Source organism: Ruegeria sp. H3 (genome assembly GCF_056533095.1).
In genome coordinates this window covers 65,176-88,882 of record NZ_JBQFOD010000005.1, presented here as the reverse complement: position 1 = coordinate 88,882, position 23,707 = coordinate 65,176, and the positions used below count along the sequence as shown (strand labels likewise).

The following is a 23,707-nucleotide window of genomic DNA, read 5'->3' as shown; positions in this document are numbered from 1 at the left end:
GAGTTACTCTCCTTCGTGGGTGCGGCGCACCGCACCGCGAGGAAGTGTCAACGCCTTGACCAGCAATTCGATATCCTTGCGGAACTCATTCATGCTTTCCTGACGGCCTGCCGAAATCTCTTCGAGAATACGCAGCAGTTGCACATCCATAGACCGCAGGCGCATTCGGCTTTCGGCATCAATGCCTTCGCCTGCACCATGTTCGCGCATGTGATCCAGCAGCGCATCCTGCCCAAGCGCAACGCGTTCCAACGCGGCGGTGATCCCCTCATTATCCGTCTGACGCTGGTTCATCTCGCCGATCACGCCGACCAGTTGACCCAGCTTGCCCGATACCTCCGCCCGGTCTTGCTCCTGCGCGGAAAACAGGTCCTGCAGCGCATCCATCTGCTCGGACATCGCGTCCAGAACCGGGGCCAGTACGGCGATTTCCGCACCCCCTTCTTCGCCCGAGGCAAAGCCCACACGAGTAATCGATGACAGCCATTCCTCAAGCTCGCGATAGAACCGGTTCTGCCCATGACCTGCGAATACCTCAAGCAAACCCACGATCAGCGACCCGGCAAGGCCCAGCAGCGAGGACCCGAAGGCCACGCCCATGCCTTGCAGCTGCGCCTCAAGCCCCGTCATGAGACGGTTGAAAACGGTCAAGCCTTCCTCACCCTCTTGCGGGTTCAGGCTGCGGATTGTGTCGACGATCGCTGGAACCGTGGTGGCCAGACCGAAGAAGGTTCCCAACAGACCCAGATAAATCAGGACATTGGTAATGTAGCGCGTGATTTCGCGTTCTTCTTCAACCCGTTCCGCAACCGAATCCAGAATGGACCGGGTTGAAGTCGAGCTGATCTGGGACCGCGCGCCGCGTTCGCGCAGCAGCGAGGCCAAAGGCGCCAAAAGTTGCGGTGTGCGCGCATCTTCGCGGACGACCCCACCGACAAACGCCTCGATCCAGCGGACCGATCCGATCAGCTGGGTGACCTGATAGAAACACGCGATCACACCGATGACGAAGACCATCAGAATGAAGCCGTTTAAATATGGGTTGGCGAAGAAGACCGGCAACACATATGGCAACGCCAGAAACACACCCAGCCCGGCCAGACCGATTGCTATCAGCATCATCACGATCTGACGAATGGGATGCGAGAAATGGGGTCTCGCGCCCTGATGTGCCTGCGCCATGCGCGTGGTTCCCGATTTTGCCTGCTCTGACTTGAAAATAGCGAAATTCCGCCGGTGACGCCAAGGGTTTATGCGGTAATGCTCCGCACCCGTTGCGACAACCACTCAAGATCAGGGTCATGCAACCCGATCTCGGCCAAATGTTCCGTGGTATTATAAAGATATTCAGTGTTCGGCCCCCGCCCGCCAATTGCGTGGGCAATGATCTGGGCCTGTTCTTCCAGTGGCATCCCCCCGCAATACTGCACATGATGCGCATCGATCACATAAGTGACGGCGTTCACGACGTCGCCGTTGTCCAGATGCACATCCAGCATCCGTTCGACATAGGCAGATGAGATCAACTCGCGCTCGCGCAGCTCGTGCAATGTACGGTCTTCATGCCCGGCCTCAACCGCCAGAGCCAGCCCTTTGCAATGGGCCTCAGCCTGTTCATCCAGCGCCAACACAAGGCCCGGATGCTCTTCAGTGCCACGATGATGGATCGAGCTCATGCAGAAGGAGCGCGCGTAACCGTGCAGCGTTGCAAGCTCGCTGCGGGCGACGGGAAATCCCGGATTCCACAACAGCGATCCATACCCGAATACCCACATCGTCATTGCACTGGTCCTTGCCCGTTTGGGCCTATAAACATCAAATCCGAGGCAGGAAAAAGGCCAAAGCGGATGCGCCGACTGATACGAGTTCTCTTTTTCATCGTCACCCTGTGGAGCCTGTATTGGTTCGTTGCGGGCTTTGGGCTGCGCAATGCGATCACCAGCTGGTTTGATGCGCAGCAGGCGCGCGGATGGCAATCCGAATTCGCGGATGTTGAAACCTCGGGTTTTCCCGGACATCACGTCACCCGCTTGAACAGCCCAGCACTGGCCGATCCCGCCACCGGAACCGCGTGGAGCGCAGATTGGATCGAATTCAAAAGCCCCGCGATCTGGCCCGGTCGCCAAATCCTGCGCTTTGCCGAAACACCCCAACGTCTGTCCTATTTTGATCAAACCGCGACCATCACTGCCGATGATCTGCAGGCCGAACTACAGCTACAACCGGGCGTGGCCCTGATGCTTGAGAAGATGGCGCTAACAGCAGGGCCCTGGCAAATCACCGATGACGCCGATGCGCTGGCCGGTGGCAATACGCTAAGCCTAATGATGGAACAGACTGACACGCCCGAAGCCTATGCGGTCACCGCGCAGATCGACGGTTTTGCTCCGGGGAATGACCTGCGCGCGCTTATGCATTCCGCCACATCGCTGCCCCAACGGTTCGAGACGCTGGAACTGGATATGGTGACCGTTTTCGACAAACCATGGGATCGAACCGCCATTGAGCAGAACCGTCCCCAACCTATCGAAATCACGTTGAAACTGGCCGAAATCAAATGGGGTGAGCTTCGCTTGTTTGCGGCAGGTGAACTGGATGTGGACGCTCAAGGCATTCCAACCGGTGAAATCGCGATCAAGGCCGAGAACTGGCGCGATATGATCGCCATGGCCAATGCGGCAGGGGCTCTGCCGGATCAAGCCGTTGATCCAGTTACCCGCGCGCTGAACTTTCTGGCCGGGCTGGGCGGCAATCCAAATGCGCTGGATCTGCAATTGAATTTCCGCGACGGGTTCGTGGCATTGGGCCCCCTACCCTTGGGGCCAGCCCCGCGCCTGATCCTGCGTTAGCGACAATAGGCGCCGCTGCGATAACGGGCCGTGTCCAGATGAAAATGATCGCGGTGGTACCGATCTGAGTTTGGGCCCAGAACCGTGCCAAACGGCCCACACGCTCCACGCCAGACTTTCTTAAGTTGCTTTTGCGATGGGTTCTTGCGCCATCCGTTCAGCACGGTCACAACCTCTCCATCCGCCATGACAAAGCCCGAGATATCAATGGCCCGACCTTTGCCATGCTCTGATATTCGCGCGCCTTTGCGATTGTTGCGGGTGCGACAGGCGTAGTGGGCCGCCACCTGTAACTGCACCACGGGCCCGCGTCGCTTGAAGGTCGGTTTGACGGACTTGTCGACCCATTCGTTCAGCGCAATTGCCGTGCCGCAATCCATCGTCGACGCGCGGCTGAGCGTGACACCCGAGACCGAGGTGATCTGTACAGCATCCTTGACCCCACAAGCCTTGGTCTTACTGGTCACACGACCAACAGGCTTGCCCTGTATTGCAATATCCCCACAGACAGAGCCTTTGCGCAGCTTGCGTTTCTTGAACAAAATCTGCTGTTCCAAAGCCTCTGGCCGCGCAAACGGCGTCAAAGAGGTATCCGGGCTGAGCAGCGGCAGATCAGATGGTCGCGCCGCAACGGCGGCGATCTGAGGCGACACAGGTCGCGGGACTGGCCGCATGTTTGGGATGCTCAACGGGGTTGCCGTCCGACTGGTAACAGCCGCAAGATCGACGGTGTCCGATGGGCGCGCGATGGGGACCAACGATTGCTCGGGCGCCGACGCGTGGCCGGTGCCGCACCAGAGTGCGGCCACCACGATCAAAAGGTGTCCCGCAATCGGCCTCATGATCCGATCTTGCCCCGGCCAAAATCTGGTGCGTCCGTATCCTGGCCCGCATTGATAATGCCCCGCCGGATCGCCCGTGTGCGGGTGAAATAGTCGAACAGGTGCTCTCCATCCCCTGTGCGAATGGCGCGTTGCAGGGCAAAAAGCTCCTCGGTAAACCGCCCCAGAATTTCCAGTGTCGCGTCTTTGTTGGACAGGAACACATCCCGCCACATCGTCGGGTCCGAGGCAGCGATACGCGTAAAATCACGGAAGCCGGCAGCCGAGTATTTGATGACCTCGGTATCCGTGACCCGGCGCAGATCATCTGCAACCCCAACCATCGTGTAAGCGATCAGGTGCGGCGCATGAGAGGTGACGGCAAGAACCAGATCATGGTGATCCGCGTCCATCTCATCGACATTCGAGCCCATACCCTCCCATAGCGCACGCAGGCGAGAAATCGCATCCGGATCAGAGCCTTGAACCGGAACCAGCAGACACCAGCGATTGTCGAACAGTTCGGCAAAACCGGACTCGGGCCCGGAATGCTCGGTCCCTGCCAATGGGTGTGCAGGGATGAAATGCACGCCTTCGGGAATATGCGGTTGAACGCTTTGGATCACATGTCGCTTGACCGAGCCTACATCAGAGACGGTGGCACCGGGCTTCAAAACCGGCGCAATCTCCTCGGCCACCGCTCCCATCGCGCCGACCGGAACGCAAAGCACCACCAGATCGGCCCCGTCCACGGCCTCGCGCGCCGTGTCGCAAACACGATCGCATAGGCCGATCTTGCGGGCCGTGCCGCGGGTTGCCTCGGACCGCGCATACCCAGTGACCTCACCGGCCAAACCGGCGCGCTTGATGGCCCAGAACATGGACGAGGCGATCAGGCCCAGCCCAATCAGCGCAACGCGGTCATAAATCTGGCTCATGCGGCGCCCTCTTTGAATGCGGTGATCGCTGCAACGACGCGGCGACAGGCCTCTTCATCGCCCACGGTGATCCGCAAAGCGTTTGGCAGGTTGTAGCCTGCAACACGACGCACAATCAAACCCTGCGTCTTCAGATAGTCGTCGCAGGCCTCAGCCTCAGCCCTGTCGACAAAACGCGCGAGGATGAAATTGGTACAGGACGGATCCGAGTGAACCCCGATCTTGGCCAGCTCGTCGGCCAGCCACACGCGCAACCGCGCGTTTTCAGCCTGACAGAAGGACAGGAACTCCACATCATTCACAGCAGCCTCCGCCGCGGCCAAAGCGGTCAGCGACAGGTTGAAAGGCTGTCGCACCCGGTTCAGCACGTCGATGATGGTCTGATGCGCATAGCCCCAGCCAACTCGCATCCCACCCAGCCCGTACACTTTCGAAAAGGTCCGGGTCATAATGACATTCTCGTGGGCATCTACAAGTGAGGCACCGCCGTCGAACCCATCCACAAATTCGGCATAGGCCCCGTCCAGTACAAGCAGACAGCTGTCAGGCAGATCCTGCGCCAGACGCTCCAGCGCGTCATTTGAGATCATGGTCGAGGTTGGATTGCCGGGGTTAGTGACAAATACGATCCGCGTCTGCCCAGTGACAGCGGCCAAAATGGCATCTACATCCACTTTGCGGTCCCGCTCGGCCACCATAACGGGTGTCGCCCCGGCCATGCGCGCGATGATCGGGTACATGGAAAACCCATGCTCGGTATAGATCACCTCATCCCCCGGTCCTGCATAAGCCTGAGCGACGAATTGCAACACCTCATCACTGCCGACACCGCATATGATCTGCGCTGGGTCTAAACCGTGCCGCGCGCCTATGGCCGTACGTAGGCTGGCGTGATCGGTGCTGGGATAACGGTGCAAAGTGGCGGCGCTGCCACGTATCGCTTCAATCGCCTTGGGGCTTGGCCCGAACGGGTTTTCGTTCGAACTCAGCTTGATCACATGCTCCATACCGGCCACATGCGACTGTCCGCCCTGATAGAGCGTGATATCCATAATGCCGGGTTGTGGGGTGATCTTGGTCATGAGAGGCTCCGTTCAATGAGCCTCTCATACCCGTCTCAAGGGATTGAGAAAAGCAGCAATTCCTCTATGCCGCCTTGAAACGGGCCGTCGCCGGGTCAGCGTTGTAATAGGGCGCAAACTCCTCGGTCCGGCGAGATAGGTCATTGACGCTATCGATTATGAATTGAACCGTCTCTTCGCTCATGAGGTAGGAGAAGTTCAAACGCACCCAACCCGGCTTTTTCATTTCCTCCCCGGCTGAAAGCGCTGCATACAGTTCGTCCGATGCGGCGCGTTCGATCCCCAGCAAACGATGCGCATAAGGCCCCGCACAGGCACACCCGCCACGCGCCTGAATGCCATAGATATCACTCAACATCCGGGTGAACAGCTGTTGATGCACGGGCTGACCCGCGTTGTCCCGGATCAGGAACGAGAAGATCGGCAGGCGATGCGCGGCTTCGACCCCCAACAAGGTTAGATTGGGATTGTCTTTCCAACCGTCCAGCGCCATCTGATTGAACTGCACTTCACGCCGGGCGATCTCATCCGTGCCGACAACATCCTTGACGATAAAGGCCAACGCCGCACGGATGTCGCCGATCACATTGGGTGTTCCGGCCTCTTCCCGCACCGACAGATCGTCGCTGTAGTCATGACGCCAGGGCGAGACAAAACTGACAGTTCCCCCGCCCGGCCAACTTGGGCGTCGCCGCTGCACCGCGAGTTTGTTCACGATCAAGACACCCGACGCGCCCGGCCCGCCCGGAAACTTATGCGGGGAAACCACTATCGCATCCTTACGCGCATCCTTGGGGCCCATATCCATCGGCAGGTAGGGCCCGCCCCCGGCATAGTCCCAAACAGCCAACGCACCATGTGCCTTGAGCATCCGTGTGACCGGATCCGGGTCAGTGATGATGCCCGTGACATTCGAAGCCGCAGAAAAGGACCCAATCACCAGATCAGCATCGGCATGTGCCGCCAGCGTTTCTTCCAATACGCCCAGATCAATCCCACCACCCTTAGCTTCAGGGATTTCGACGACCTGCGTCTTACTTTCCCGCCAAGGCAGAATGTTCGAGTGGTGCTCGTATGGACCAATCAAAACAACCGGCTGCGCTGCGTCCTCTACGCCCAGCAAATTAACCAGACGGTTCAACCCTGCTGTCGCGCCCGAGCCAGTGAAGATCACCGCGTCGTTCTCGGCAGCCCCCACAATACGGGCAATTTCGGCACGCGCTTCGCGGCGCAGACCCGTCATATATGATCCGCAATACGAGGCCTCGGTGTGGCTGTTTGCATAGAACGGCAGAACATGTTGGGCCACATAATCTTCGACCTGCTGCAACGCGCGACCCGAAGCTACGTAATCCGCATATACAAGCGGCACATCCCCATTCAAACCCGGGATCAGAACGTTCTCTCCGATCAATCCGTCGCGCAGATTGGAATTTTGAGTGGTGGAACAGAGTTCCGCACGAAATCTGGACAGGGTCATGTCATTGCTCCTAGCTATGCCACCAAGGTGATTTACTCTTCGCGGGAATAGCTCATTTATTTTTGCATATATTTCTTAATAGTTGTGTCATATGATTAGGAATGTCGCATAAATTAGATCAGATAGACACGCGCATCCTCAAGGAGCTGCAAAAAGACGCCACGCTGTCTCAGCGCGAACTGGCGGATCGTGTTGGCCTGTCGCAAAATGCTTGCTGGCGGCGCCTGAAGGCTCTGAATGAAAACGGAGTGCTCATCGGCTCGACCGCGCGGATCGCACGTGAGAAACTGGGCCTGACGCTTGTGGTTTTTGTCATGCTGCGAACGCGCCATCACTCGGCCGATTGGCTGCAGGCCTTCAGACGCCACGTGTTGACGATCCCAGAAGTGGTGGATTTTCACCGGATTGGTGGAGACTATGACTATCAGCTCAAGGTCGTCACACAGGATATGGCATCCTACGATAAGGTTTACCAACGCTTGATCGAAAAGGTCGAGCTGGACAGTGTCACATCATATTTCGCCATGGAAGCCATTGCCGAAGGGCGCCCGCTCCCCCTCTGATCCCAACTTCATCTGGCCAGAAGTATCCCGGGGGAGTCGCGCAGCGACGGGGGCAGAGCCCCCCTTCAAACAAAAAAGACCGCGCCAAATGGCGCGGCCCTTTGAATTCGATTTGTCTGCGAAGATCAGTTCTTCGCGTAGAATTCAACAACCAGGTTCGGTTCCATCATGACCGGGTAAGGCACATCACCCAAGCCCGGTGCGCGCACGAAAGTCGCGGTCATCTTCGAGTGGTCGGCATCGATGTAGTCAGGCACATCACGCTCGGCCAGAGCAGCAGCTTCAAGAACAACAGCCAGTTGCTTCGACTTGTCACGCACTTCGATCACATCGCCTTCTTTGACGCGGTAGCTAGGGATGTTGACCCGCTTGCCGTTCACCTTGACGTGGCCGTGGTTCACGAATTGACGTGCGGCAAACACAGTCGGCACGAACTTGGCACGGTAAACAACAGCGTCCAGACGGCGCTCCAGCAGACCGATCAGGTTTTCACCGGTATCGCCTTTAACACGCTCGGCTTCTGCGTAAATGCGGCGGAATTGCTTCTCGGTCAGGTCGCCGTAGTAGCCTTTCAGCTTCTGCTTGGCGCGCAGCTGCAGACCAAAGTCCGACAGTTTGCCCTTGCGGCGCTGGCCGTGCTGGCCGGGGCCGTATTCACGACGGTTAACCGGGGATTTCGGACGACCCCAGATGTTTTCGCCCATCCGGCGGTCGATTTTGTACTTGGCAGACGTGCGTTTGGTCACGGCTGATCTCCTTCGTATTAGTCGAGGCCCAAAGGGCCACTATGAAGGGCGTTGTCCTCTTGAGGTTTCCCCCATGACAGGCATCCCCTTACGGGGGCCACCAACACCAATGAAGCCGCGCTTATATCTGCAAAAAGGGAAGAGTCAACACGCTAATCCGCGGTTCGATGCATCGAACCTGCAAGGCACACATACTCTATGGATCAGCTAGACCAACCCGGAACAATTACATGCAGACAGCAAAGGAAAAAGAGTCAGGACAAGCCTGGGTGAGGAAAGCTGACAACGTTCGCATCCGGCGCGGTGCGCGCCGATGCAGGCGTGGCGTAGCGCGACACTTCGCTGATCCAAAACTGCTGGTCCCGTGCCGGGCAGCCGTTTTCAAATACAAATGTCGGGTCAACATCACCCTCTTGCACGACCAAATCCGCACAGAACTGTTGCGCCCCGTTCGACAGAACGACTGAGGCGCAGGTATCACCCGCAACTTCCCGAATAATAGCAAAACGATCAGCAACAGAGGACGAAGTCGCACCCATCGAGCCAACACGTTCGATGCTTTGCTCCAAGCTTGTGGCCAAAACAACGGCTTGCCCACGCCAGGACCAAGCCGCGCCAACCACCAAGGAATCCAAAGGCGCTGCTTCAAGCTCGTCAAGCTCGGTCTGCGCCCACGTTATTGCTATATGACCACTAAGATTTGATCTCATCTGCCCGCGTTCACCCCTAAACACACTTAACTTGTTACCAGTGGCTATCTATCAACCAGAAATTCGGCAAAAAAGAGACCAAATTCAAACATAACAAAGATTGTTGCAGAACGGATTCAAATCCGACCATCTAAACTCTAACCATCCGCAAGACCTGATCACGCGTCAAATCTTTCTTTGCACCTTTGATCATGACCTCCCCGCGCCGCAGCACGACGAGCCTGTCGGCAACGTCATAAGCAAAGTCGAAGTATTGCTCAACCAAAACAATTGCCATGGCGTCTGTGGCTCTGAGGTGCCGGATCACTTCTCCGATCTGTTGAATAATATTTGGCTGGATACCTTCCGTCGGCTCGTCCAACAACAGAAGTCGTGGCTTTGTGATCAGGGCCCGCGCGATAGCCAGCTGCTGCTGTTGCCCCCCGGACAAATCCCCACCGCGCCGGTTTTGCATTTTCTTCAGGACAGGGAAAAGATCGTAGATTTCGTCGGGGATGACATGTTCAGATGCCGGCAGACACGAAAATCCGGTTTCCAGATTCTCACGCACCGTAAGCAGTGGAAAAATCTCGCGCCCTTGCGGCACGTAGGCGACGCCTTTCAACGCCATCCGATGCGCAGGCAGGGCGCCCAGTGACTCGCCATCCAATTCTAACTTGCCTCCTGAACGTGGGTGCGTGCCTGAGATCGCTTTCATCAGGCTGGTTTTTCCAACGCCATTGGTTCCCATGACACAGGTAACTTCACCTTGCCGGGCTTCCATGGAGATTCCGTTCAAGATTTGAGAATGCCCATAGTGCAACGTCAGATCGGTTAAATTTAACATCAGTTAGCGCCCCAGATAGACATCGATCACGTCCTGGTTGGATGTCACATGATCAAGACTGCCTTCAGCCAGAACCGAGCCCTCGTGCAAGACAGTGACTTTGCAGTTCAGCCGCCGGACAAACTCCATGTCATGTTCAACGACCACGACGGCACGGGTTTTGGCCGCATTGACCAGAATATCGGTTGTGTGTTCGCGTTCTTGCGGCGTCATACCAGCGGCGGGTTCATCGACCAAAAGCAGACGCGGGTCCTGCGCCAGCAACATGCCAATTTCCAACCATTGCTTTTGGCCATGGCTCAGCTCACCTGACTTGCGGTCGAGGTCATGGCCCAGGCCAATTTCAGCCGCCAATTCTTCGACCTTGTGCAAGTCGTTTGCAACGGGACGATACAGCAGAACACCCAACCATCCGCGTTTGTTCTTTAATGCCATAAGCAGGTTCTCCTGCACCGTCTGATCCTCGAACACAGTCGGTTTCTGGAATTTTCTGCCAACTCCCACCTGGGCGATCTTGGCCTCGCTCATCCGCAAAAGCGAGACGGATTTCTCGCCCCAGATCACACGACCTTCGTCGGGCCGGGTTTTGCCAGTCACAATATCCATGAACGTCGTTTTCCCGGCGCCGTTTGGGCCAATGACAGCACGCAACTCCGCCTCACCGATCTGGAAGGAAAGGTTGTTGATGGCGCGAAACCCGTCGAAGGTGACAGAAACGCCGCTCACCTCAAGCAGAGTGCTCATTCCGTAGCCTCCTTTTCACGCAATGCCCCGTCATCGGGGCCAAGGGCCGCGCCGTGCCGGTCTGGGTGGTTTCGCTTAGCCCAAAGGTCAAACAAGCCTCCGATCCCTTGTGGGGCGAACAGCGTAACCAGCACAAAGGAAACGCCCAACAGGACCTGCCACCAGTCGACCCATTTGATCGTGTAGAACCCAAGTGGGATGTCCGGCGCCTGCCCGCCGGTGAACCACGTGCTCAGCAGGCTGACGAAGGCGGCGCCGATAACTGCGCCGTACAAACGTCCACGCCCACCGATAGCGACCCACACGGCCAGATAGATCGAGGCGATCGGGGCGATCTCCTCGGGGTTGATAATACCTGCTTGTGGGTAGTAGAGAGCGCCTGCGATCCCGGCGATACAGGCGGTCAGCGTGAAGACGGTAAGTTTATAAACCTCGACAGAATACCCTAGGAACCGAACCCGCGCCTCATTGTCGCGAATGCCCCTGAGAACCGATCCGAACTTGCCCGATACGATCCACGCGGCCGTCATATAGCCCAGCCCCAGCGCCAGTGCGGATGCCCAAAGAAACCAGATCGATACCACATCCTGAGAGGCGCTAATTCCGGGTAGGTTCTGAAGGCCCGACAAGCCGTTGTTCCCGCGCAATCCACTGTCGTTCTGAAACAGATAGAGGGCCAGCGCCAGTGTCATGGCTTGGGTCAGGATCGACAGGTATACACCCGTCACCCGGCTGCGGAAGGCCAGCCAGCCGAAGATCAGCGCCAGAAGCCCGGGCACCAAAACGACCAGTATCAGTTGCAGGGTCAGGCTATGGGAAAAGGCCCAGATCAAGGGGAAATCCGACGATCCGACCACGCCAAAAATCTGCGTTCCGATGGCGTCCACGACCTCGGTCGGGGTGGGAGGGATTTCAGTTTGTGACAGAGACTCGACCACGATCAGACGCGTGCGTTCGTACATCAGCCACATGCCGATCATGTAGCCTCCTAGCCCGAAGAAGGCGAAATGCCCCAAAGATAGGATGCCGGTAAATCCCCAGACCAGATCCATCGCTACGGCAATCAGGCACAGGCACAGGGTCTTGCCCAGTGTCTTGACGAAACTGGTTGAGATCACGCCGATTCCGAACCCTTCGGACAGGATGGTCACGCCCAAGGTGAATAGGGACAGGATGGTCAGAAAGACCAGTACCGAGGGGTTCTTGGCGACAAAGCTACGTTCCATGGCTCAATCCCCCGCCGCGCGGCCCTTGAGGGCGATGATGCCCCTGGGCCGGAACTGGATGAAAATGATGATGAAGATGATCATGTAGGTTTGGGCCGCGAGGGTGTTCGACGGGTTCATCCACTCGATCCCCTTCTGCAAGAAGCCGATCATGCCGGCCCCCGCCAACGCGCCCCAGATGTTGCCGACACCGCCGACGACTACGGTCATGAAGCTTTGAACGATATAGTCGCTGCCCAGATCGGATGTGACCTTGGCGAATAGACCAATCGCAACCCCGGCGATCCCGGCAATGCCCGAGCCCAAGCCGAAGGTCAGCATATTCACGCGCCCCGGATTGATGCCCATCGATCCCGCCATGCGTGGGTTCTGCGTCACTGCGCGCATCTCAAGCCCCAACCGGGTACGTTTCATGATGTAAAGGAACAGCCCAAGAAAGATCATCGCCAGAACGAAGATCGCGATGCGGATATAGCTGATCGAGACAACATCGTTCAGCACCCATGCCCCGTCCAGCCAGCCGGGCGCGGTTAGCGGTCGCGCTTGTGTGCCAAAGATGTTCTTGGCCAATTGCTGAAGGGCGATCGAGATGCCGAACGTCGCCAGCAGGGTCTCAAGCGGGCGGGCGTAGAGCCAACGGATCACCAGCCGCTCCATCGCGACGCCCATGGCGAAGGTGACAGCAAAGGCCATCGGGATGGCGACGATGATTGAAATCGTATGGTCGGGGATGAACTGCTGTACGACGTAGCCGGTGTAGGCGCCCATCATGATGAACTCGCCATGGGCCATGTTGATCACGCCCATCACGCCGAACGTGATGGCCAGACCGATGGCAGCCAGGAAATAGATCGACGCCAACGAGATCGCGTCCAGCGTCAGGTCAAGGGTCTGGTTCAAGCCGACCTTCAGCTCGATTTGCTCCAGCGCCTCTTCGGCGGCGGCTGTGACTTCGGGCAAGGGTTCGGCGTAGGTCTCAAAGAAGACATGCGTTTCCAAAGCGGTATCGATATCGGCGTCGGTGATCAAAGCTGGAACGAAGCCGGCATCGGCCAGAGCAACGTAAGCCCGAACACGCACGGCGTCAGAGTTCAGGTGCGCGACAGGAATGCCCCCCACGCGGCCGCCGTCGATATTGGCGGCCAGTGCAGCGCGTATGTCATCGGGCGACGTGCGCGGTGCGGCAAGGTCATTGGCGACCAACAGGTCATATGCCTCGCCCCGCGACAGGTCATCCGATCCGGGGTCTAGAATAGTGGCGATGTTCGCATCAGCAGGTAGTTCTGTGCCTGCCTGTCGCTTCGTCACGACCAAAGGGTTCAGGGCCGCGCGGACGTCCACTCCCAGATCGTCGGACATGTCTTCAATTGCAGCAACTCGCGCTGCGGTATCCTCATCATACCCGATAGTCAGCAACCGCTCGAGGCGTTGCTTCTGCGCCTTCAGATCGGCATCGGGCTCGTTGTTAATCGAGGCGCGCAGCGGCTCCAACAGAGCGCCTTCGGGATCGCGTTGAATAGAAGCCAAAGCGGCCAGACGTTTTGCCCGGTCCGGGTCGGTCAGTTGGAACTGGACCAAAGCTGTTCCAATCATCGCGCGGATGCCGCTATTGGGTTTCAACTGCTTCAGGTCGGATTTCTCGAACGTTCCAACGACGTCTCCGGTGTCGAAATCGGTCAGTTCATACGACCGCCCCTCAGCCTTTTTCCCGGCAAAGAACAGGCCATCCGATTTGCGCATCCACACGTCTTTGGCCGCCCATGTCTCAAGCATCACCTGCGCTTGCGACAACCCGCTGCTGGCAATCGCATCAATCGCAGGCCCAATCGTTTTGCGCGAGCTTTTGGCGATGATCTCCTGATGCTCTTGCAGGATCGGTTGCAAACCGCTCTCTTGCGCATTGGCCGTTAGGCAGGCGCATAGGATTGCGAGGCCCGCAAGGAATAGTCTTAACATGTGGTGAAACCCGAGGCGTCGTTAGGGCAAGGCGGGCGATGAAACCCGCCTTGCGAGAAGGTTAGTAGTTCGACAGGGTCTGAACGCAGGTCTTGGTCTCGGTGTTGTACATTCCGCAACCCAGCTCTTTCCAATCCGAGATCAGAACCGCCGATTCCGGCAGGAAATCTGTCCATGCATCACCCGGAACGACGTCCGTTTCGCTGATGATATCGAACTGTCCATCTTCCTGAATCTCACCGATCAGAACCGGTTTGGCCAAGTGGTGGTTCGGCAGCATTACGGCCGTGCCACCGGTCAGGTTCGGGAATTCCTGCCCGTACATAGCTGAGCGTACAGCATCGACCTCGGTCGAGCCCGCCTCTGTCGCGGCGTTTACCCACATGTTGAAGCCGATATAATGCGCTTCCATTGGGTCATTGGTCACGCGGTCTTCACCCATGGTGGCTTTCCACGTCTCAACGAAACCGGCGTTCACGTCGGTATCTGCCGACTGGAAGTAGTTCCACGCGGCCAGGTGACCGACCAGGTTGGTGGTATCCAGACCCGAGAGTTCTTCCTCACCGACCGAGAAGGCCACGACCGGGATGTCATCCGCCGAAACGCCCGCAGCAGCCAGCTCCTTATAGAAGCCGATATTCGCGTCGCCATTGATGGTCGAGATCACGCCGACTTTCTTACCGTCGGCACCCAGCGCAACAACGTCTGCGACGATCTTGGACCAGTCAGAATGACCAAAGGGGGTGTAGTTGACGAAGATATCCTCGTCCGCGATGCCTTTACCCTTCAGATAGCTTTCCAGGATGTTGTTGGTGGTCCGGGGGTAGACATAGTCTGTGCCGAGCAGAGCGAATTTCTCGACGCCCAACTCGTCAAGGAAATAGTCGGTTGCAGGGATAGCCTGCTGGTTCGGGGCGGCACCTGTGTAGAATACGTTTTTCGAAGACTCTTCGCCCTCATACTGAACCGGGTAGAACAGCAGGCCGTTCAGTTCTTCGATCACCGGCAAAACCGACTTACGGCTGACCGAGGTCCAGTTGCCAAAGATCACGTCCACCTCATGCACAGTCAGCAGCTCGCGCGCTTTTTCGGCAAATAGCGGCCAGTCCGAGGCTGGGTCGACAACAACCGCCTCAAGCTGTTTGCCTAGCAGGCCGCCCTTGGCGTTTTGCTGGTCGATCAGCATCAGCATCGTGTCTTTTAGCGTAGTTTCCGAGATTGCCATCGTGCCAGACAGCGAATGCAAAACACCAACTTTGATCGTATCTTCATCCGCCAACGCAGCGGTCGCTATAGCTGTAAAAACAACCGATCCGGCAAGCGTGGATTTGAGCGATTTCATGTAATCCTCCTCGCGGGGCCGGGAGAGAGGGCTTGCACAAAGGCGCGTTTCTCTTCTACCTGATCCCCGCAACTGTTGTTGCGTTACGTGTGGCGGTTGTGTTCGAGGTCCAATTCGCGCAGCCGTCACACACCCTTGGTTTTTCCCAAGTGGGCACGCTTACGGTTTCTGCATTGCAGCATCATTATCAATTCGTGGATTGATCATTTCCGCAGATCAGTCCCACCTGACTATTTTTTAATCAGTCAGGCGGCGTGAAGCCTAAAATTTAGACGCCCCTTCAGGAAACGCTTCGAATTCTGACCCTTGGAATAGAGTCCCGGCGCTGAAAAGGGAAAACAGACGACACAGTTCTTTGCGTTGCAGGTCCGCCATTACACATCACGCTTCGATACCGCCCCCTTTGACCGCCGCGCCGCCGCGCGCGCAGGGATCGGTTCGTCTCAGCACAAAACGTTTGGGCAAAACCTCGGTTCTGAATGCGTTTCGCCAATCAGGTTCGTTCAAATGTCTGTTCCCTCGGACAGATGGGGATGCGCTGGATGCTGTCCTTTTGAACACCGCCGGAGGGATTACGGGCGGTGATGTGTTCAAGTTTCAGGGTCACGCAACCGAGGGCACGGCGCTGACGCTTACGACACAAGCCTGCGAACGCGCCTATCAGGCTAAACCGGGGCCGCCGGGCCAGATATCAAACCTATTGAAAGTCGATGCCGGCGCCCGGCTCACTTGGTTACCGCAAGAGACAATTTTGTTCGAAGGCAGCGCGCTCGATCGTCATCTGAGTATTGATCTCACCTCGGGAGCCTCGGTTTTGATGGCGGAATCCTGGGTCTTTGGGCGCGCGGCGATGGGCGAGGTACTGACCGACATTCGCCTGCGCGACAGGATTGAAATTCGAAGGAACGGCAAACCCATCTTTCTGGATGCGATGCAGTTCAACGGCGATCTGAATGCCCATTTGGCCAGACCCAACATCGCCAACGGCGCCGGTGCAATGGCGCTGGTCGTCTATGTTTCGTCAGCTGCCGAAGGTCAGTTGGATGCGATCCGAAAGATGCTGCCAGAAACGGCCGCGGGGGCTACGCTGCTGAAAAATGACATGTTGGTCGTCAGGATACTGACACCAAACAGTTTTGAGTTGCGCCGCGCCTTGATCCCGATCCTGCGGCAATTGAACAACGACACTTTACCCCGATGCTGGATGATCTGAGATGAACCTGACCCCTCGTGAAAAAGACAAGCTGCTGGTTGCCATGGCTGCCGAAATTGCCCGCAAACGGCTGGCGCGCGGCGTCAAGCTGAACCACCCCGAGGCGATTGCTCTAATCACCGACGCGGTGGTTGAAGGCGCGCGCGATGGTCGGTCCGTCGCCGACATGATGCAGGCCGGGGCCGAGGTGATCAGCCGCGCGCAATGCATGGAAGGCGTGCCCGAGATGATCCACGAGGTTCAGGTCGAGGCCACCTTTCCCGACGGCACCAAGCTGGTGACAGTCCACAATCCCATCCGCTGAAAAAGGAACCCTGATATGACCCGTATGCTCTTTCCCGCCTTCATCCTCGCTGGCCCTGCAGCGGCACATACCGACACGCATATTCACGCCCATGGCACGGACTATATCGCTCTAGGCGTTGGCCTGGCTCTCATCGCGCTGGCCGCCATCGCGGTGATTGCAAAGCTGAACAAATGATCCCCGGCGAGCTGTTCCCGGCCGAAGGCCAGATTACCCTGAACGCAAGCGCAACGGCGCTGACACTGATGGTGGCCAATACTGGTGACCGACCGGTTCAGGTCGGCTCGCACTATCATTTCGCCGAGACCAACCCAGCGCTCGACTTCGACCGGGCAGCCGCGCACGGGATGCGCCTGGACATCGCCCCAGGCACCGCCGTGCGGTTCGAACCGGGTCAATCGCGCGAGGTTTCGCTGATCCCTGTCGGGGGAGCGCGGGAGATCTATGGGTTCAACCAAAAAGTCATGGGATCGCTTTAATGCCCGCAACAATCAAACGCTCTGACTATGCCGCCATGTTCGGCCCCACCACCGGCGACAAACTGCGGCTGGCTGATACCGATCTGGTGATCGAAGTCGAACGCGACCTGACCGCCGAGCGTGCCGGCGCAGCCGCGACCGGAGGGACCGGTGACAACGCGCTGCTCTACGGAGAACAGGTCAAGTTCGGCGGAGGTAAGGTGATCCGCGACGGGATGGGGCAATCTCAGGTTACGCGCGCTGCGGGGGCCGTGGATACGGTCATCACCAATGCTTTGATCGTCGACCACTCGGGCATCTACAAGGCGGATGTGGGCCTCAAAGACGGGCGCATCGAAAAGATCGGAAAGGCAGGAAACCCGGATACGCAGCCGGGCGTCGATATCATCATCGGCCCGGGGACCGAAGCCATTGCTGGCGAGGGGCGCATCCTAACAGCAGGCGGATTCGACAGCCACATCCATTTCATCTGCCCGCAACAGATTGAAGACGCGCTGCATTCTGGCCTGACTACGATGCTGGGCGGCGGCACCGGTCCGGCACATGGCACATTGGCCACGACTTGTACGCCCGGCCCCTGGCACATCGGACGGATGCTGCAAGCAGCAGATGCGTTTCCCATGAACCTGGCATTTGCGGGCAAAGGCAACGCTTCTCTACCCGCCGCTCTTGAGGAACAGGTCAAAGCCGGGGCTTGTGCGCTGAAACTACATGAGGATTGGGGAACAACCCCTGCCGCGATCGACTGCTGCCTCTCGGTCGCGGATGCGATGGACGTGCAGGTGATGATCCACACCGATACGCTCAATGAATCGGGTTTTGTCGAAAACACAGTGGCCGCCATGAAAGGTCGCACGATCCACGCTTTCCACACCGAAGGCGCAGGTGGGGGTCACGCACCAGATATTATCAAGATCTGCGGCGAGAACCACGTTCTGCCCTCATCCACCAACCCCACGCGCCCGTTCACTGTGAACACGGTCGAGGAACATCTGGATATGTTGATGGTTTGCCATCACCTCGACAAATCCATCCCTGAAGATGTGGCCTTTGCCGAAAGTCGCATCCGGCGCGAGACCATCGCCGCCGAGGATATTCTGCATGACATCGGCGCCTTCAGCATCATCGCCTCGGACAGCCAAGCCATGGGCCGGGTCGGAGAAGTTCTGATCCGCACCTGGCAAACCGCCGACAAGATGAAAAAGCAACGCGGTCGCCTGTCAGAAGAAACGGGCGCTAACGACAACTTGCGTGTCCGGCGCTACATCGCGAAATACACGATCAACCCGGCCATTGCGCACGGTCTGAGCCACGAGATCGGCAGTATCGAAGAAGGCAAACGCGCCGATCTGGTGCTATGGAACCCGGCCTTCTTTGGCGTGAAGCCCGAGATGGTATTGCTGGGCGGCACCATTGCGTGTGCGCAGATGGGCGATCCCAATGCTTCGATCCCGACACCGCAGCCAGTTTACAGCCGCCCTATGTTCGGGGCTTATGGCCGCTCGGTCGAAAACTCCGCCATCACCTTCGTCTCTCAAGCCGCTCAGGCCGACGGGATTGGCGATACGCTGGGATTGGCAAAGCAAACCGTCGCCGTTCAAAACACGCGGGAGATCAGCAAACAGGATCTTCTGCTAAACAACGCGACCCCGCATGTCGAAGTCGATCCGGAAACCTACGAGGTCCGCGCAGATGGCGAGTTGCTGATCTGCCAGCCGGCCGAAGTTCTACCTATGGCACAGCGATACTTTTTATTCTGATCAATATTTGTGCTGCAATGCAGCATATGCAACGCGGCCATGACGAAAGGCCCTCTACTCACCGAGGACGAAATGACCAAGTATGAAAACCAAGGGAGGACCAACTTAGACCAGTTTACTGGAGGTCCTGATGGCACATTCAACAACCAACCCACGCACTGGCTTTTCGATTGCTGGCTTCTTCCGCTCTGTTGGCGAGGCATTTTACAACGGGATGATAGCCTTGGCCGAAGCGCGATCACGCTCGAAGCAAATCGAGTTTCTGCAATCGCTCAGCGACGAAGCTTTGAAAAAGCGCGGCATCTCTCGCGACCAAATCGTGTATCACGTCTTTTCGGACTCCGTCTGGCGCTGAACACCGCAACTGCAGATAGGGCGTTTCTATGACCGCCCTGTTCTGCACTGCCCACCGATATTCGGATCATCTTCACGGTGATCCCAATGATGAACTGTCGCTGACATATGACGACAGGTTCTTGCGCCGTAAAATGCTGACCTGCGAAAGCGGTATGCAAGTTCTGGTGGATCTGGCACAGACCACCTCTCTGAACCATGGCGGCGCGCTGGTTCTGGACGATGGTCGCCAAGTGAAAATACAGGCGGCACCCGAAGCCCTGCTGGAGGTTACAGCCCCGGACCTGGCGCGCATTGCATGGCATATTGGCAATCGCCATACACCCTGTCAGATCGAAGCCGAACGTCTGCTGATCCAGATCGATCACGTTATCCGCGACATGTTGCTAAAAATCGGCGCAACGGTGCGAGAAGTGCGAGAACCCTTTACCCCCGAAGGTGGGGCCTATGGTCATGGCAGGACACATGGCCACGCCCACTGACGCCGATATCCTGACGCTGACCCAATGGCTATCCCCTGCCTATCCAGTAGGCGGCTTTGCCTATTCGCATGGATTGGAGGCTGCCATCGACGCTGGCACCGTTGCATCTGCGCAGGATGCCAAGGCCTGGATTTGGGATGTGCTGGAACATGGGTCTGGTTGGAACGATGCCTTGTTCCTTTTTGCGGCCTACAACGCGCAAGACGTCGACGCGTTGGATGATATCGATTCGATGGCCCGGGCCTTTTGCGCATCGTCCGAACGGGTCATGGAAACCGATCTGCTGGGTCAGGCATTCGGGCAAGTAACAGGCGACGTGTGGGCTGTAGAGCTTACCCAACTCTCCTACCCTGTTGCGGTTGGACGCGCCGCACATTTGCAGGCCCTGCCGGTCCTGCTAACAGCCAAAATGTTTCTGCAGGCTTTCGCCAGCAATCTGGTCGCTTGCGCGACGCGGCTGGTGCCTCTGGGTCAGACGGATGCACAAAGGCTGATCCGCGACCTGACACCACTTTGTGAACAGATCGCCCAGAATGCATACTTGGCTGGCTTGGACCAGCTGACCTCAACCGCGTTTCTGTCGGACATCGCGTCGATGACACATGAAACCCAATATTCAAGGATGTTTCGCACATGACTCAGATGAATGGCCCTTTGCGGGTTGGGATTGGCGGCCCTGTTGGCGCTGGCAAGACCACTTTGACCGCCGCCCTATCCGAAGCACTGCGTGATGTTTGTTCAATCGGCGTCATCACCAATGACATCTACACTCAGGAAGATGCCGAAGCGCTGATGCGCATGCAGGTCTTGCCACGGGATCGGATCATCGGTGTTGAAACAGGCGGTTGTCCGCATACGGCGATCCGCGAGGATGCCTCGATCAATCTGGCGGCCGTTGCCGAAATGCGAACACGTCATCCTGATCTCGACGTGGTCTTGATCGAAAGTGGAGGAGACAATCTTTCAGCCACGTTCAGCCCGGAGCTTGCAGATCTGACCATTTATGTCATCGACGTTGCCGCTGGCGAAGAGATCCCCCGCAAAGGTGGCCCCGCGATTACAAAGTCAGACATCTTGGTGATCAATAAAACCGACCTTGCCCCTCATGTTGGCGCGTCGCTGGACGTAATGGAGCGGGATGCCAACAGAATGCGCAACGGGCGACCCTTTTTATTTTCATCGCTTCGTCATAGGCAGGGGGTGGACGCGATAGTCGATCTTTTGATGAAGATCGGCGGATTGAGGACAACTGAATCGCAAGATATCTCGCTGCCTGCCTGAGAAGGATTGGTCCCTGCGAGAGATTCAAACAGCTTTTGAAGAACGCTGCCGCCGTTTCTGATAACCACCCGCTAAGACAGTCTTATTGGGCCGCTTAGCTCATGTCGCGTGACACGTCGCTCGATGGTTGGCTTCTGCACAGCCTATCCGCATTTGGAGTGCCCGCAACTTCTGCAGGTCATGCACCCCTCAATCATCACCATGTCAAACTGCCCGCAAGAAGGGCAGGCCTTGCCGCGTGGGGCATCCATGTTGACAACCTGCGCCTGAGGGTCGGATTTCAGCCCCATCCCCTCGCCTTCCAGAAAGCCGATATTGACCATATGCTGTTCGATGACACCGCCAATAGCGGCCAAAATCGAAGGGATATACTTGCCTTTCACCCAGGCCCCGCCACGGGGATCGAAGACGGCCTTTAACTCTTCCACAACGAATGACACATCCCCGCCTCGGCGGAACACGGCCGAGATCATTCGAGTCAGGGCAAGGGTCCAGGCGTAGTGCTCCATATTCTTCGAGTTGATGAACACCTCAAACGGCCGGCGGCGGCCTGCGATTACGATGTCGTTGATCGTCAGATAGATCGCGTGTTCGCTGTCCGGCCATTTTAGCTTGTAGGTCGACCCTTCCAGAGATTGCGGGCGGTCCAGTGGCTCGGACATGTAAATCACATCGCCGCCATCCACCTCATGCGGTGCGCTGGCGCTCTCGCCTGGTGCCTTATCGTCACTCTCTGACACGGTCAGGACCGAGCCAGTCACGTCGTTGGGCCGATAGGTGGTGCAGCCTTTGCAACCCTGATCCCAGGCCTGCATGTACACGTCCTTGAACGCGTCAAAGCTGATATCTTCCGGGCAGTTGATCGTCTTGGAAATTGAACTGTCGATCCATTTCTGCGCCGCCGCCTGCATTTTCACATGATCAGACGGCGACAGAGTCTGCGCGTTGACGAAGTAATCCGGCAGTTCGGTATCACCAAACTTGTCGCGCCACATCTGGACGGCATAGTCCACCACTTCTTCCTCGGTACGCGAGCCATCTTTCTGCAGCACCTTGCGGGTGTAGGCATAGGCAAAGACCGGTTCGATCCCTGACGACACGTTGCCAGCGTAAAGAGAAATCGTCCCCGTCGGCGCAATCGAGGTCAGCAGCGCGTTACGGATTCCGTGTTCGCGGATCGCATCCCGCACATCTGCGTCCATCTGCTGCATCGTACCACTGGCCAGATACTTCTCGGCATCGAACAGGGGGAACGCCCCTTTTTCCTTTGCCAAGTCGACCGACGCCAGATACGCGGCGCGGGCGATCGCGTGCAACCAGCGTTCGGTCTGTCGCGCCGCCTCGTCCGAGCCATAGCGCAGGCCCAGCATCAGAAGCGCATCGGCCAACCCGGTGACGCCCAATCCGATGCGGCGTTTATCCTGCGCTTCAGCCTCTTGCTCGACCAATGGAAACTTCGATGCGTCCACCACGTTGTCCATCATGCGGACAGCGGTGGCGACCAACTCTTGCAGGGCTGCTTCATCCAGATGCGCTGCGTCCTCAAACGGCTCCGCCACCAATCGGGCCAGATTGACCGAACCCAGCAGACAAGCCCCATACGGCGGCAATGGCTGTTCACCACAGGGGTTGGTTGCCGCGATGGTTTCAACATAGCTTAGGTTATTGGCCTGATTGATCCGGTCGATGAAGATGACACCGGGCTCGGCATAGTCATATGTGGCCTGCATGATCTTGTTCCACAGATCACGCGCCTGCACGGTATGATAGACCTTGCCATCGAACACCAACTCCCATGGTCCATCGGCCTTGACGGCTTCCATGAAGGGATCAGTCACCAGCACGGACATATTGAACATGCGCAAGCGCGCGGGGTCAGATTTGGCGGTGATGAACTGCTCAATATCCGGATGATCGCACCGCATGGTGGCCATCATCGCCCCACGGCGCGAGCCTGCAGACATGATGGTCCGGCACATAGCATCCCAGACATCCATGAATGACAGCGGGCCAGAGGCATCCGCAGCCACCCCATGCACATCCGCACCGCGCGGACGAATGGTCGAGAAATCATAGCCGATCCCGCCACCCTGCTGCATTGTCAGGGCCGCCTCTCTCAGCATGTCGAAGATACCGCCCATGCTGTCCGGTATCGTGCCCATGACAAAGCAGTTGAACAGGGTCACCTGACGCGCGGTGCCTGCCCCAGCAGTGATGCGGCCGGCGGGCAGATATTTGAAATCCTCCAGCGCCTCGTAGAACTTGCCTTCCCATTGCGCGGGGTCTTTTTCCACCCGGGCCAGATCGCGGGCGATGCGCCGCCAGCTGTCTTCGACCGTCTGATCGATGGGCGTGCCATCCGCTTGTTTAAAGCGGTATTTCATATCCCAGATTTGCTCGGCGATGGGGGCGGCAAAGCGGCTCATTGGTGATTCCTACTTAGCTAAGAGGCATACAAGATAGACCATTTTCATCACAAAGCGCTACCATAACTTGATGATTTGGGTGGTTAACCCTACCATCTTAACGAATTCCTTCTGGAAGACTCGGT

General features: G+C 57.6%; 25 protein-coding genes. 11 read left to right on the top strand and 14 right to left on the bottom strand.

Annotated elements, in window-relative coordinates:
- Positions 1–3: 3 nt before the first annotated feature.
- Both ACR0JE_RS08065 and ACR0JE_RS08060 read right to left on the bottom strand, forming a co-directional pair.
- The gene (locus tag ACR0JE_RS08065; RefSeq protein WP_480863820.1) at positions 4–1,182 is read right to left on the bottom strand and encodes a biopolymer transporter ExbB; all 1,179 of its coding nucleotides are present in this window, start codon (positions 1,180–1,182) and stop codon (positions 4–6) included.
- 68 nt (positions 1,183–1,250) lie between these two features.
- A complete protein-coding gene (locus ACR0JE_RS08060; protein WP_480863819.1) occupies positions 1,251–1,781 on the bottom strand; it encodes a gamma-glutamylcyclotransferase in 531 nt (176 codons plus the stop codon).
- 66 nt (positions 1,782–1,847) lie between these two features.
- Between ACR0JE_RS08060 and ACR0JE_RS08055 the strand changes: the two genes are divergently transcribed.
- A complete protein-coding gene (locus ACR0JE_RS08055; protein ID WP_480863818.1) occupies positions 1,848–2,849 on the top strand; it encodes a DUF2125 domain-containing protein in 1,002 nt (333 codons plus the stop codon).
- Here the strand turns inward: ACR0JE_RS08055 and ACR0JE_RS08050 are convergent.
- The 4 genes from ACR0JE_RS08050 to ACR0JE_RS08035 form a co-directional block, all read right to left on the bottom strand.
- Complete coding sequence (locus ACR0JE_RS08050) at positions 2,846–3,691, bottom strand: extensin-like domain-containing protein (RefSeq protein ID WP_480863817.1); 846 nt, start codon at positions 3,689–3,691, stop codon at positions 2,846–2,848. The genes ACR0JE_RS08055 and ACR0JE_RS08050 overlap by 4 nt on opposite strands.
- Positions 3,688–4,608: a prephenate/arogenate dehydrogenase family protein gene (locus ACR0JE_RS08045; RefSeq protein WP_480863816.1), complete on the bottom strand. Its 921-nt coding sequence runs from the start codon at positions 4,606–4,608 to the stop codon at positions 3,688–3,690. Before ACR0JE_RS08045 ends, ACR0JE_RS08050 begins: the two co-directional genes overlap by 4 nt.
- Entirely contained in the window at positions 4,605–5,690 is a 1,086-nt protein-coding gene (gene hisC, locus ACR0JE_RS08040) for a histidinol-phosphate transaminase (protein WP_480863815.1), read from the bottom strand. The genes ACR0JE_RS08045 and hisC overlap by 4 nt, the downstream gene beginning before the upstream one ends.
- A gap of 64 nt (positions 5,691–5,754) precedes the next feature.
- Positions 5,755–7,170, bottom strand: a complete 1,416-nt coding sequence (locus ACR0JE_RS08035) for an aminotransferase class V-fold PLP-dependent enzyme (protein WP_480863814.1) — start codon at positions 7,168–7,170, stop codon at positions 5,755–5,757.
- A 101-nt stretch (positions 7,171–7,271) separates the two neighbouring features.
- Between ACR0JE_RS08035 and ACR0JE_RS08030 the strand changes: the two genes are divergently transcribed.
- Positions 7,272–7,733 carry an Lrp/AsnC family transcriptional regulator gene (locus ACR0JE_RS08030; protein ID WP_480863813.1) on the top strand — a complete coding sequence of 154 codons (462 nt, stop codon included), beginning with the start codon at positions 7,272–7,274 and terminating at the stop codon, positions 7,731–7,733.
- Positions 7,734–7,858: 125 nt separating this feature from the next.
- Here ACR0JE_RS08030 and rpsD read toward each other — a convergent pair whose 3' ends face one another.
- The 7 genes from rpsD to urtA all read right to left on the bottom strand — a co-directional run bounded on the left by rpsD (position 7,859) and on the right by urtA (position 15,283).
- Entirely contained in the window at positions 7,859–8,479 is a 621-nt protein-coding gene (gene rpsD / locus ACR0JE_RS08025; RefSeq protein ID WP_170536174.1) for a 30S ribosomal protein S4, read from the bottom strand.
- 254 nt (positions 8,480–8,733) lie between these two features.
- Positions 8,734–9,189, bottom strand: coding sequence for a hypothetical protein (locus tag ACR0JE_RS08020; protein ID WP_480863812.1), 456 nt, complete (start codon positions 9,187–9,189; stop codon positions 8,734–8,736).
- 130 nt (positions 9,190–9,319) lie between these two features.
- Positions 9,320–10,015 carry an urea ABC transporter ATP-binding subunit UrtE gene (gene urtE, locus ACR0JE_RS08015; RefSeq protein ID WP_480863811.1) on the bottom strand — a complete coding sequence of 232 codons (696 nt, stop codon included), beginning with the start codon at positions 10,013–10,015 and terminating at the stop codon, positions 9,320–9,322.
- 3 nt (positions 10,016–10,018) lie between these two features.
- Positions 10,019–10,759 (bottom strand): urea ABC transporter ATP-binding protein UrtD, encoded by a 741-nt coding sequence (gene urtD, locus ACR0JE_RS08010; protein WP_480863809.1) that lies wholly within the window; start codon positions 10,757–10,759, stop codon positions 10,019–10,021.
- Entirely contained in the window at positions 10,756–11,985 is a 1,230-nt protein-coding gene (gene urtC, locus ACR0JE_RS08005) for an urea ABC transporter permease subunit UrtC (protein ID WP_480863807.1), read from the bottom strand. Before urtC ends, urtD begins: the two co-directional genes overlap by 4 nt.
- A 3-nt stretch (positions 11,986–11,988) precedes the next feature.
- The gene (urtB, locus tag ACR0JE_RS08000) at positions 11,989–13,941 is read right to left on the bottom strand and encodes an urea ABC transporter permease subunit UrtB (RefSeq protein WP_480863806.1); all 1,953 of its coding nucleotides are present in this window, start codon (positions 13,939–13,941) and stop codon (positions 11,989–11,991) included.
- Positions 13,942–14,002: 61 nt separating this feature from the next.
- On the bottom strand, positions 14,003–15,283 hold the full coding sequence (gene urtA / locus ACR0JE_RS07995; RefSeq protein WP_480863804.1) for an urea ABC transporter substrate-binding protein: 1,281 nt from the start codon (positions 15,281–15,283) through the stop codon (positions 14,003–14,005).
- Positions 15,284–15,686: 403 nt separating this feature from the next.
- Between urtA and ACR0JE_RS07990 the strand changes: the two genes are divergently transcribed.
- The 9 genes from ACR0JE_RS07990 (at position 15,687) to ureG (ending at position 21,156) form a co-directional block, all read left to right on the top strand.
- Positions 15,687–16,496, top strand: coding sequence for an urease accessory protein UreD (locus ACR0JE_RS07990; protein WP_480863803.1), 810 nt, complete (start codon positions 15,687–15,689; stop codon positions 16,494–16,496).
- A gap of 1 nt (position 16,497) precedes the next feature.
- Complete coding sequence (locus ACR0JE_RS07985) at positions 16,498–16,800, top strand: urease subunit gamma (RefSeq protein WP_480499696.1); 303 nt, start codon at positions 16,498–16,500, stop codon at positions 16,798–16,800.
- A gap of 15 nt (positions 16,801–16,815) precedes the next feature.
- Positions 16,816–16,977: a hypothetical protein gene (locus tag ACR0JE_RS07980; protein WP_480544238.1), complete on the top strand. Its 162-nt coding sequence runs from the start codon at positions 16,816–16,818 to the stop codon at positions 16,975–16,977.
- Entirely contained in the window at positions 16,974–17,279 is a 306-nt protein-coding gene (locus tag ACR0JE_RS07975; RefSeq protein WP_480863802.1) for an urease subunit beta, read from the top strand. The genes ACR0JE_RS07980 and ACR0JE_RS07975 overlap by 4 nt, the downstream gene beginning before the upstream one ends.
- The gene (gene ureC, locus ACR0JE_RS07970; protein WP_480863801.1) at positions 17,279–19,039 is read left to right on the top strand and encodes an urease subunit alpha; all 1,761 of its coding nucleotides are present in this window, start codon (positions 17,279–17,281) and stop codon (positions 19,037–19,039) included. The genes ACR0JE_RS07975 and ureC overlap by 1 nt, the downstream gene beginning before the upstream one ends.
- Before the next feature lie 130 nt (positions 19,040–19,169).
- Positions 19,170–19,394: a DUF1127 domain-containing protein gene (locus ACR0JE_RS07965; protein ID WP_480544241.1), complete on the top strand. Its 225-nt coding sequence runs from the start codon at positions 19,170–19,172 to the stop codon at positions 19,392–19,394.
- Between the two features lie 28 nt (positions 19,395–19,422).
- Complete coding sequence (locus ACR0JE_RS07960) at positions 19,423–19,875, top strand: urease accessory protein UreE (protein ID WP_480827985.1); 453 nt, start codon at positions 19,423–19,425, stop codon at positions 19,873–19,875.
- Entirely contained in the window at positions 19,859–20,512 is a 654-nt protein-coding gene (locus ACR0JE_RS07955; RefSeq protein WP_480548754.1) for an urease accessory protein UreF, read from the top strand. Before ACR0JE_RS07960 ends, ACR0JE_RS07955 begins: the two co-directional genes overlap by 17 nt.
- A complete protein-coding gene (gene ureG, locus ACR0JE_RS07950) occupies positions 20,509–21,156 on the top strand; it encodes an urease accessory protein UreG (RefSeq protein ID WP_480863800.1) in 648 nt (215 codons plus the stop codon). Before ACR0JE_RS07955 ends, ureG begins: the two co-directional genes overlap by 4 nt.
- Before the next feature lie 143 nt (positions 21,157–21,299).
- Here ureG and ACR0JE_RS07945 read toward each other — a convergent pair whose 3' ends face one another.
- A complete protein-coding gene (locus ACR0JE_RS07945; protein ID WP_480863799.1) occupies positions 21,300–23,582 on the bottom strand; it encodes an adenosylcobalamin-dependent ribonucleoside-diphosphate reductase in 2,283 nt (760 codons plus the stop codon).
- Between the last annotated feature and the right edge of the window lie 125 nt (positions 23,583–23,707).

Coding starts and splice junctions, on each gene's coding strand:
- ACR0JE_RS08030 (WP_480863813.1), top strand. CDS start 7,272: ATGTCGCATAAATTAGATCAGATAGACACGCGCATCCTCAAGGAGCTG.
- ACR0JE_RS07965 (WP_480544241.1), top strand. CDS start 19,170: ATGGCACATTCAACAACCAACCCACGCACTGGCTTTTCGATTGCTGGC.
- ACR0JE_RS08060 (WP_480863819.1), bottom strand. CDS start 1,781: ATGACGATGTGGGTATTCGGGTATGGATCGCTGTTGTGGAATCCGGGA.
- ACR0JE_RS07980 (WP_480544238.1), top strand. CDS start 16,816: ATGACCCGTATGCTCTTTCCCGCCTTCATCCTCGCTGGCCCTGCAGCG.
- ACR0JE_RS07975 (WP_480863802.1), top strand. CDS start 16,974: ATGATCCCCGGCGAGCTGTTCCCGGCCGAAGGCCAGATTACCCTGAAC.
- urtE (WP_480863811.1), bottom strand. CDS start 10,015: ATGTTAAATTTAACCGATCTGACGTTGCACTATGGGCATTCTCAAATC.
- ACR0JE_RS07955 (WP_480548754.1), top strand. CDS start 19,859: ATGGCCACGCCCACTGACGCCGATATCCTGACGCTGACCCAATGGCTA.
- ACR0JE_RS08035 (WP_480863814.1), bottom strand. CDS start 7,170: ATGACCCTGTCCAGATTTCGTGCGGAACTCTGTTCCACCACTCAAAAT.
- urtD (WP_480863809.1), bottom strand. CDS start 10,759: ATGAGCACTCTGCTTGAGGTGAGCGGCGTTTCTGTCACCTTCGACGGG.
- hisC (WP_480863815.1), bottom strand. CDS start 5,690: ATGACCAAGATCACCCCACAACCCGGCATTATGGATATCACGCTCTAT.
- ACR0JE_RS07985 (WP_480499696.1), top strand. CDS start 16,498: ATGAACCTGACCCCTCGTGAAAAAGACAAGCTGCTGGTTGCCATGGCT.
- ACR0JE_RS08065 (WP_480863820.1), bottom strand. CDS start 1,182: ATGGCGCAGGCACATCAGGGCGCGAGACCCCATTTCTCGCATCCCATT.
- ACR0JE_RS08020 (WP_480863812.1), bottom strand. CDS start 9,189: ATGAGATCAAATCTTAGTGGTCATATAGCAATAACGTGGGCGCAGACC.
- ureG (WP_480863800.1), top strand. CDS start 20,509: ATGACTCAGATGAATGGCCCTTTGCGGGTTGGGATTGGCGGCCCTGTT.
- ACR0JE_RS07960 (WP_480827985.1), top strand. CDS start 19,423: ATGACCGCCCTGTTCTGCACTGCCCACCGATATTCGGATCATCTTCAC.
- ACR0JE_RS08050 (WP_480863817.1), bottom strand. CDS start 3,691: ATGAGGCCGATTGCGGGACACCTTTTGATCGTGGTGGCCGCACTCTGG.
- ACR0JE_RS08055 (WP_480863818.1), top strand. CDS start 1,848: ATGCGCCGACTGATACGAGTTCTCTTTTTCATCGTCACCCTGTGGAGC.
- urtB (WP_480863806.1), bottom strand. CDS start 13,941: ATGTTAAGACTATTCCTTGCGGGCCTCGCAATCCTATGCGCCTGCCTA.
- ACR0JE_RS08045 (WP_480863816.1), bottom strand. CDS start 4,608: ATGAGCCAGATTTATGACCGCGTTGCGCTGATTGGGCTGGGCCTGATC.
- ureC (WP_480863801.1), top strand. CDS start 17,279: ATGCCCGCAACAATCAAACGCTCTGACTATGCCGCCATGTTCGGCCCC.
- urtA (WP_480863804.1), bottom strand. CDS start 15,283: ATGAAATCGCTCAAATCCACGCTTGCCGGATCGGTTGTTTTTACAGCT.
- urtC (WP_480863807.1), bottom strand. CDS start 11,985: ATGGAACGTAGCTTTGTCGCCAAGAACCCCTCGGTACTGGTCTTTCTG.
- ACR0JE_RS07945 (WP_480863799.1), bottom strand. CDS start 23,582: ATGAGCCGCTTTGCCGCCCCCATCGCCGAGCAAATCTGGGATATGAAA.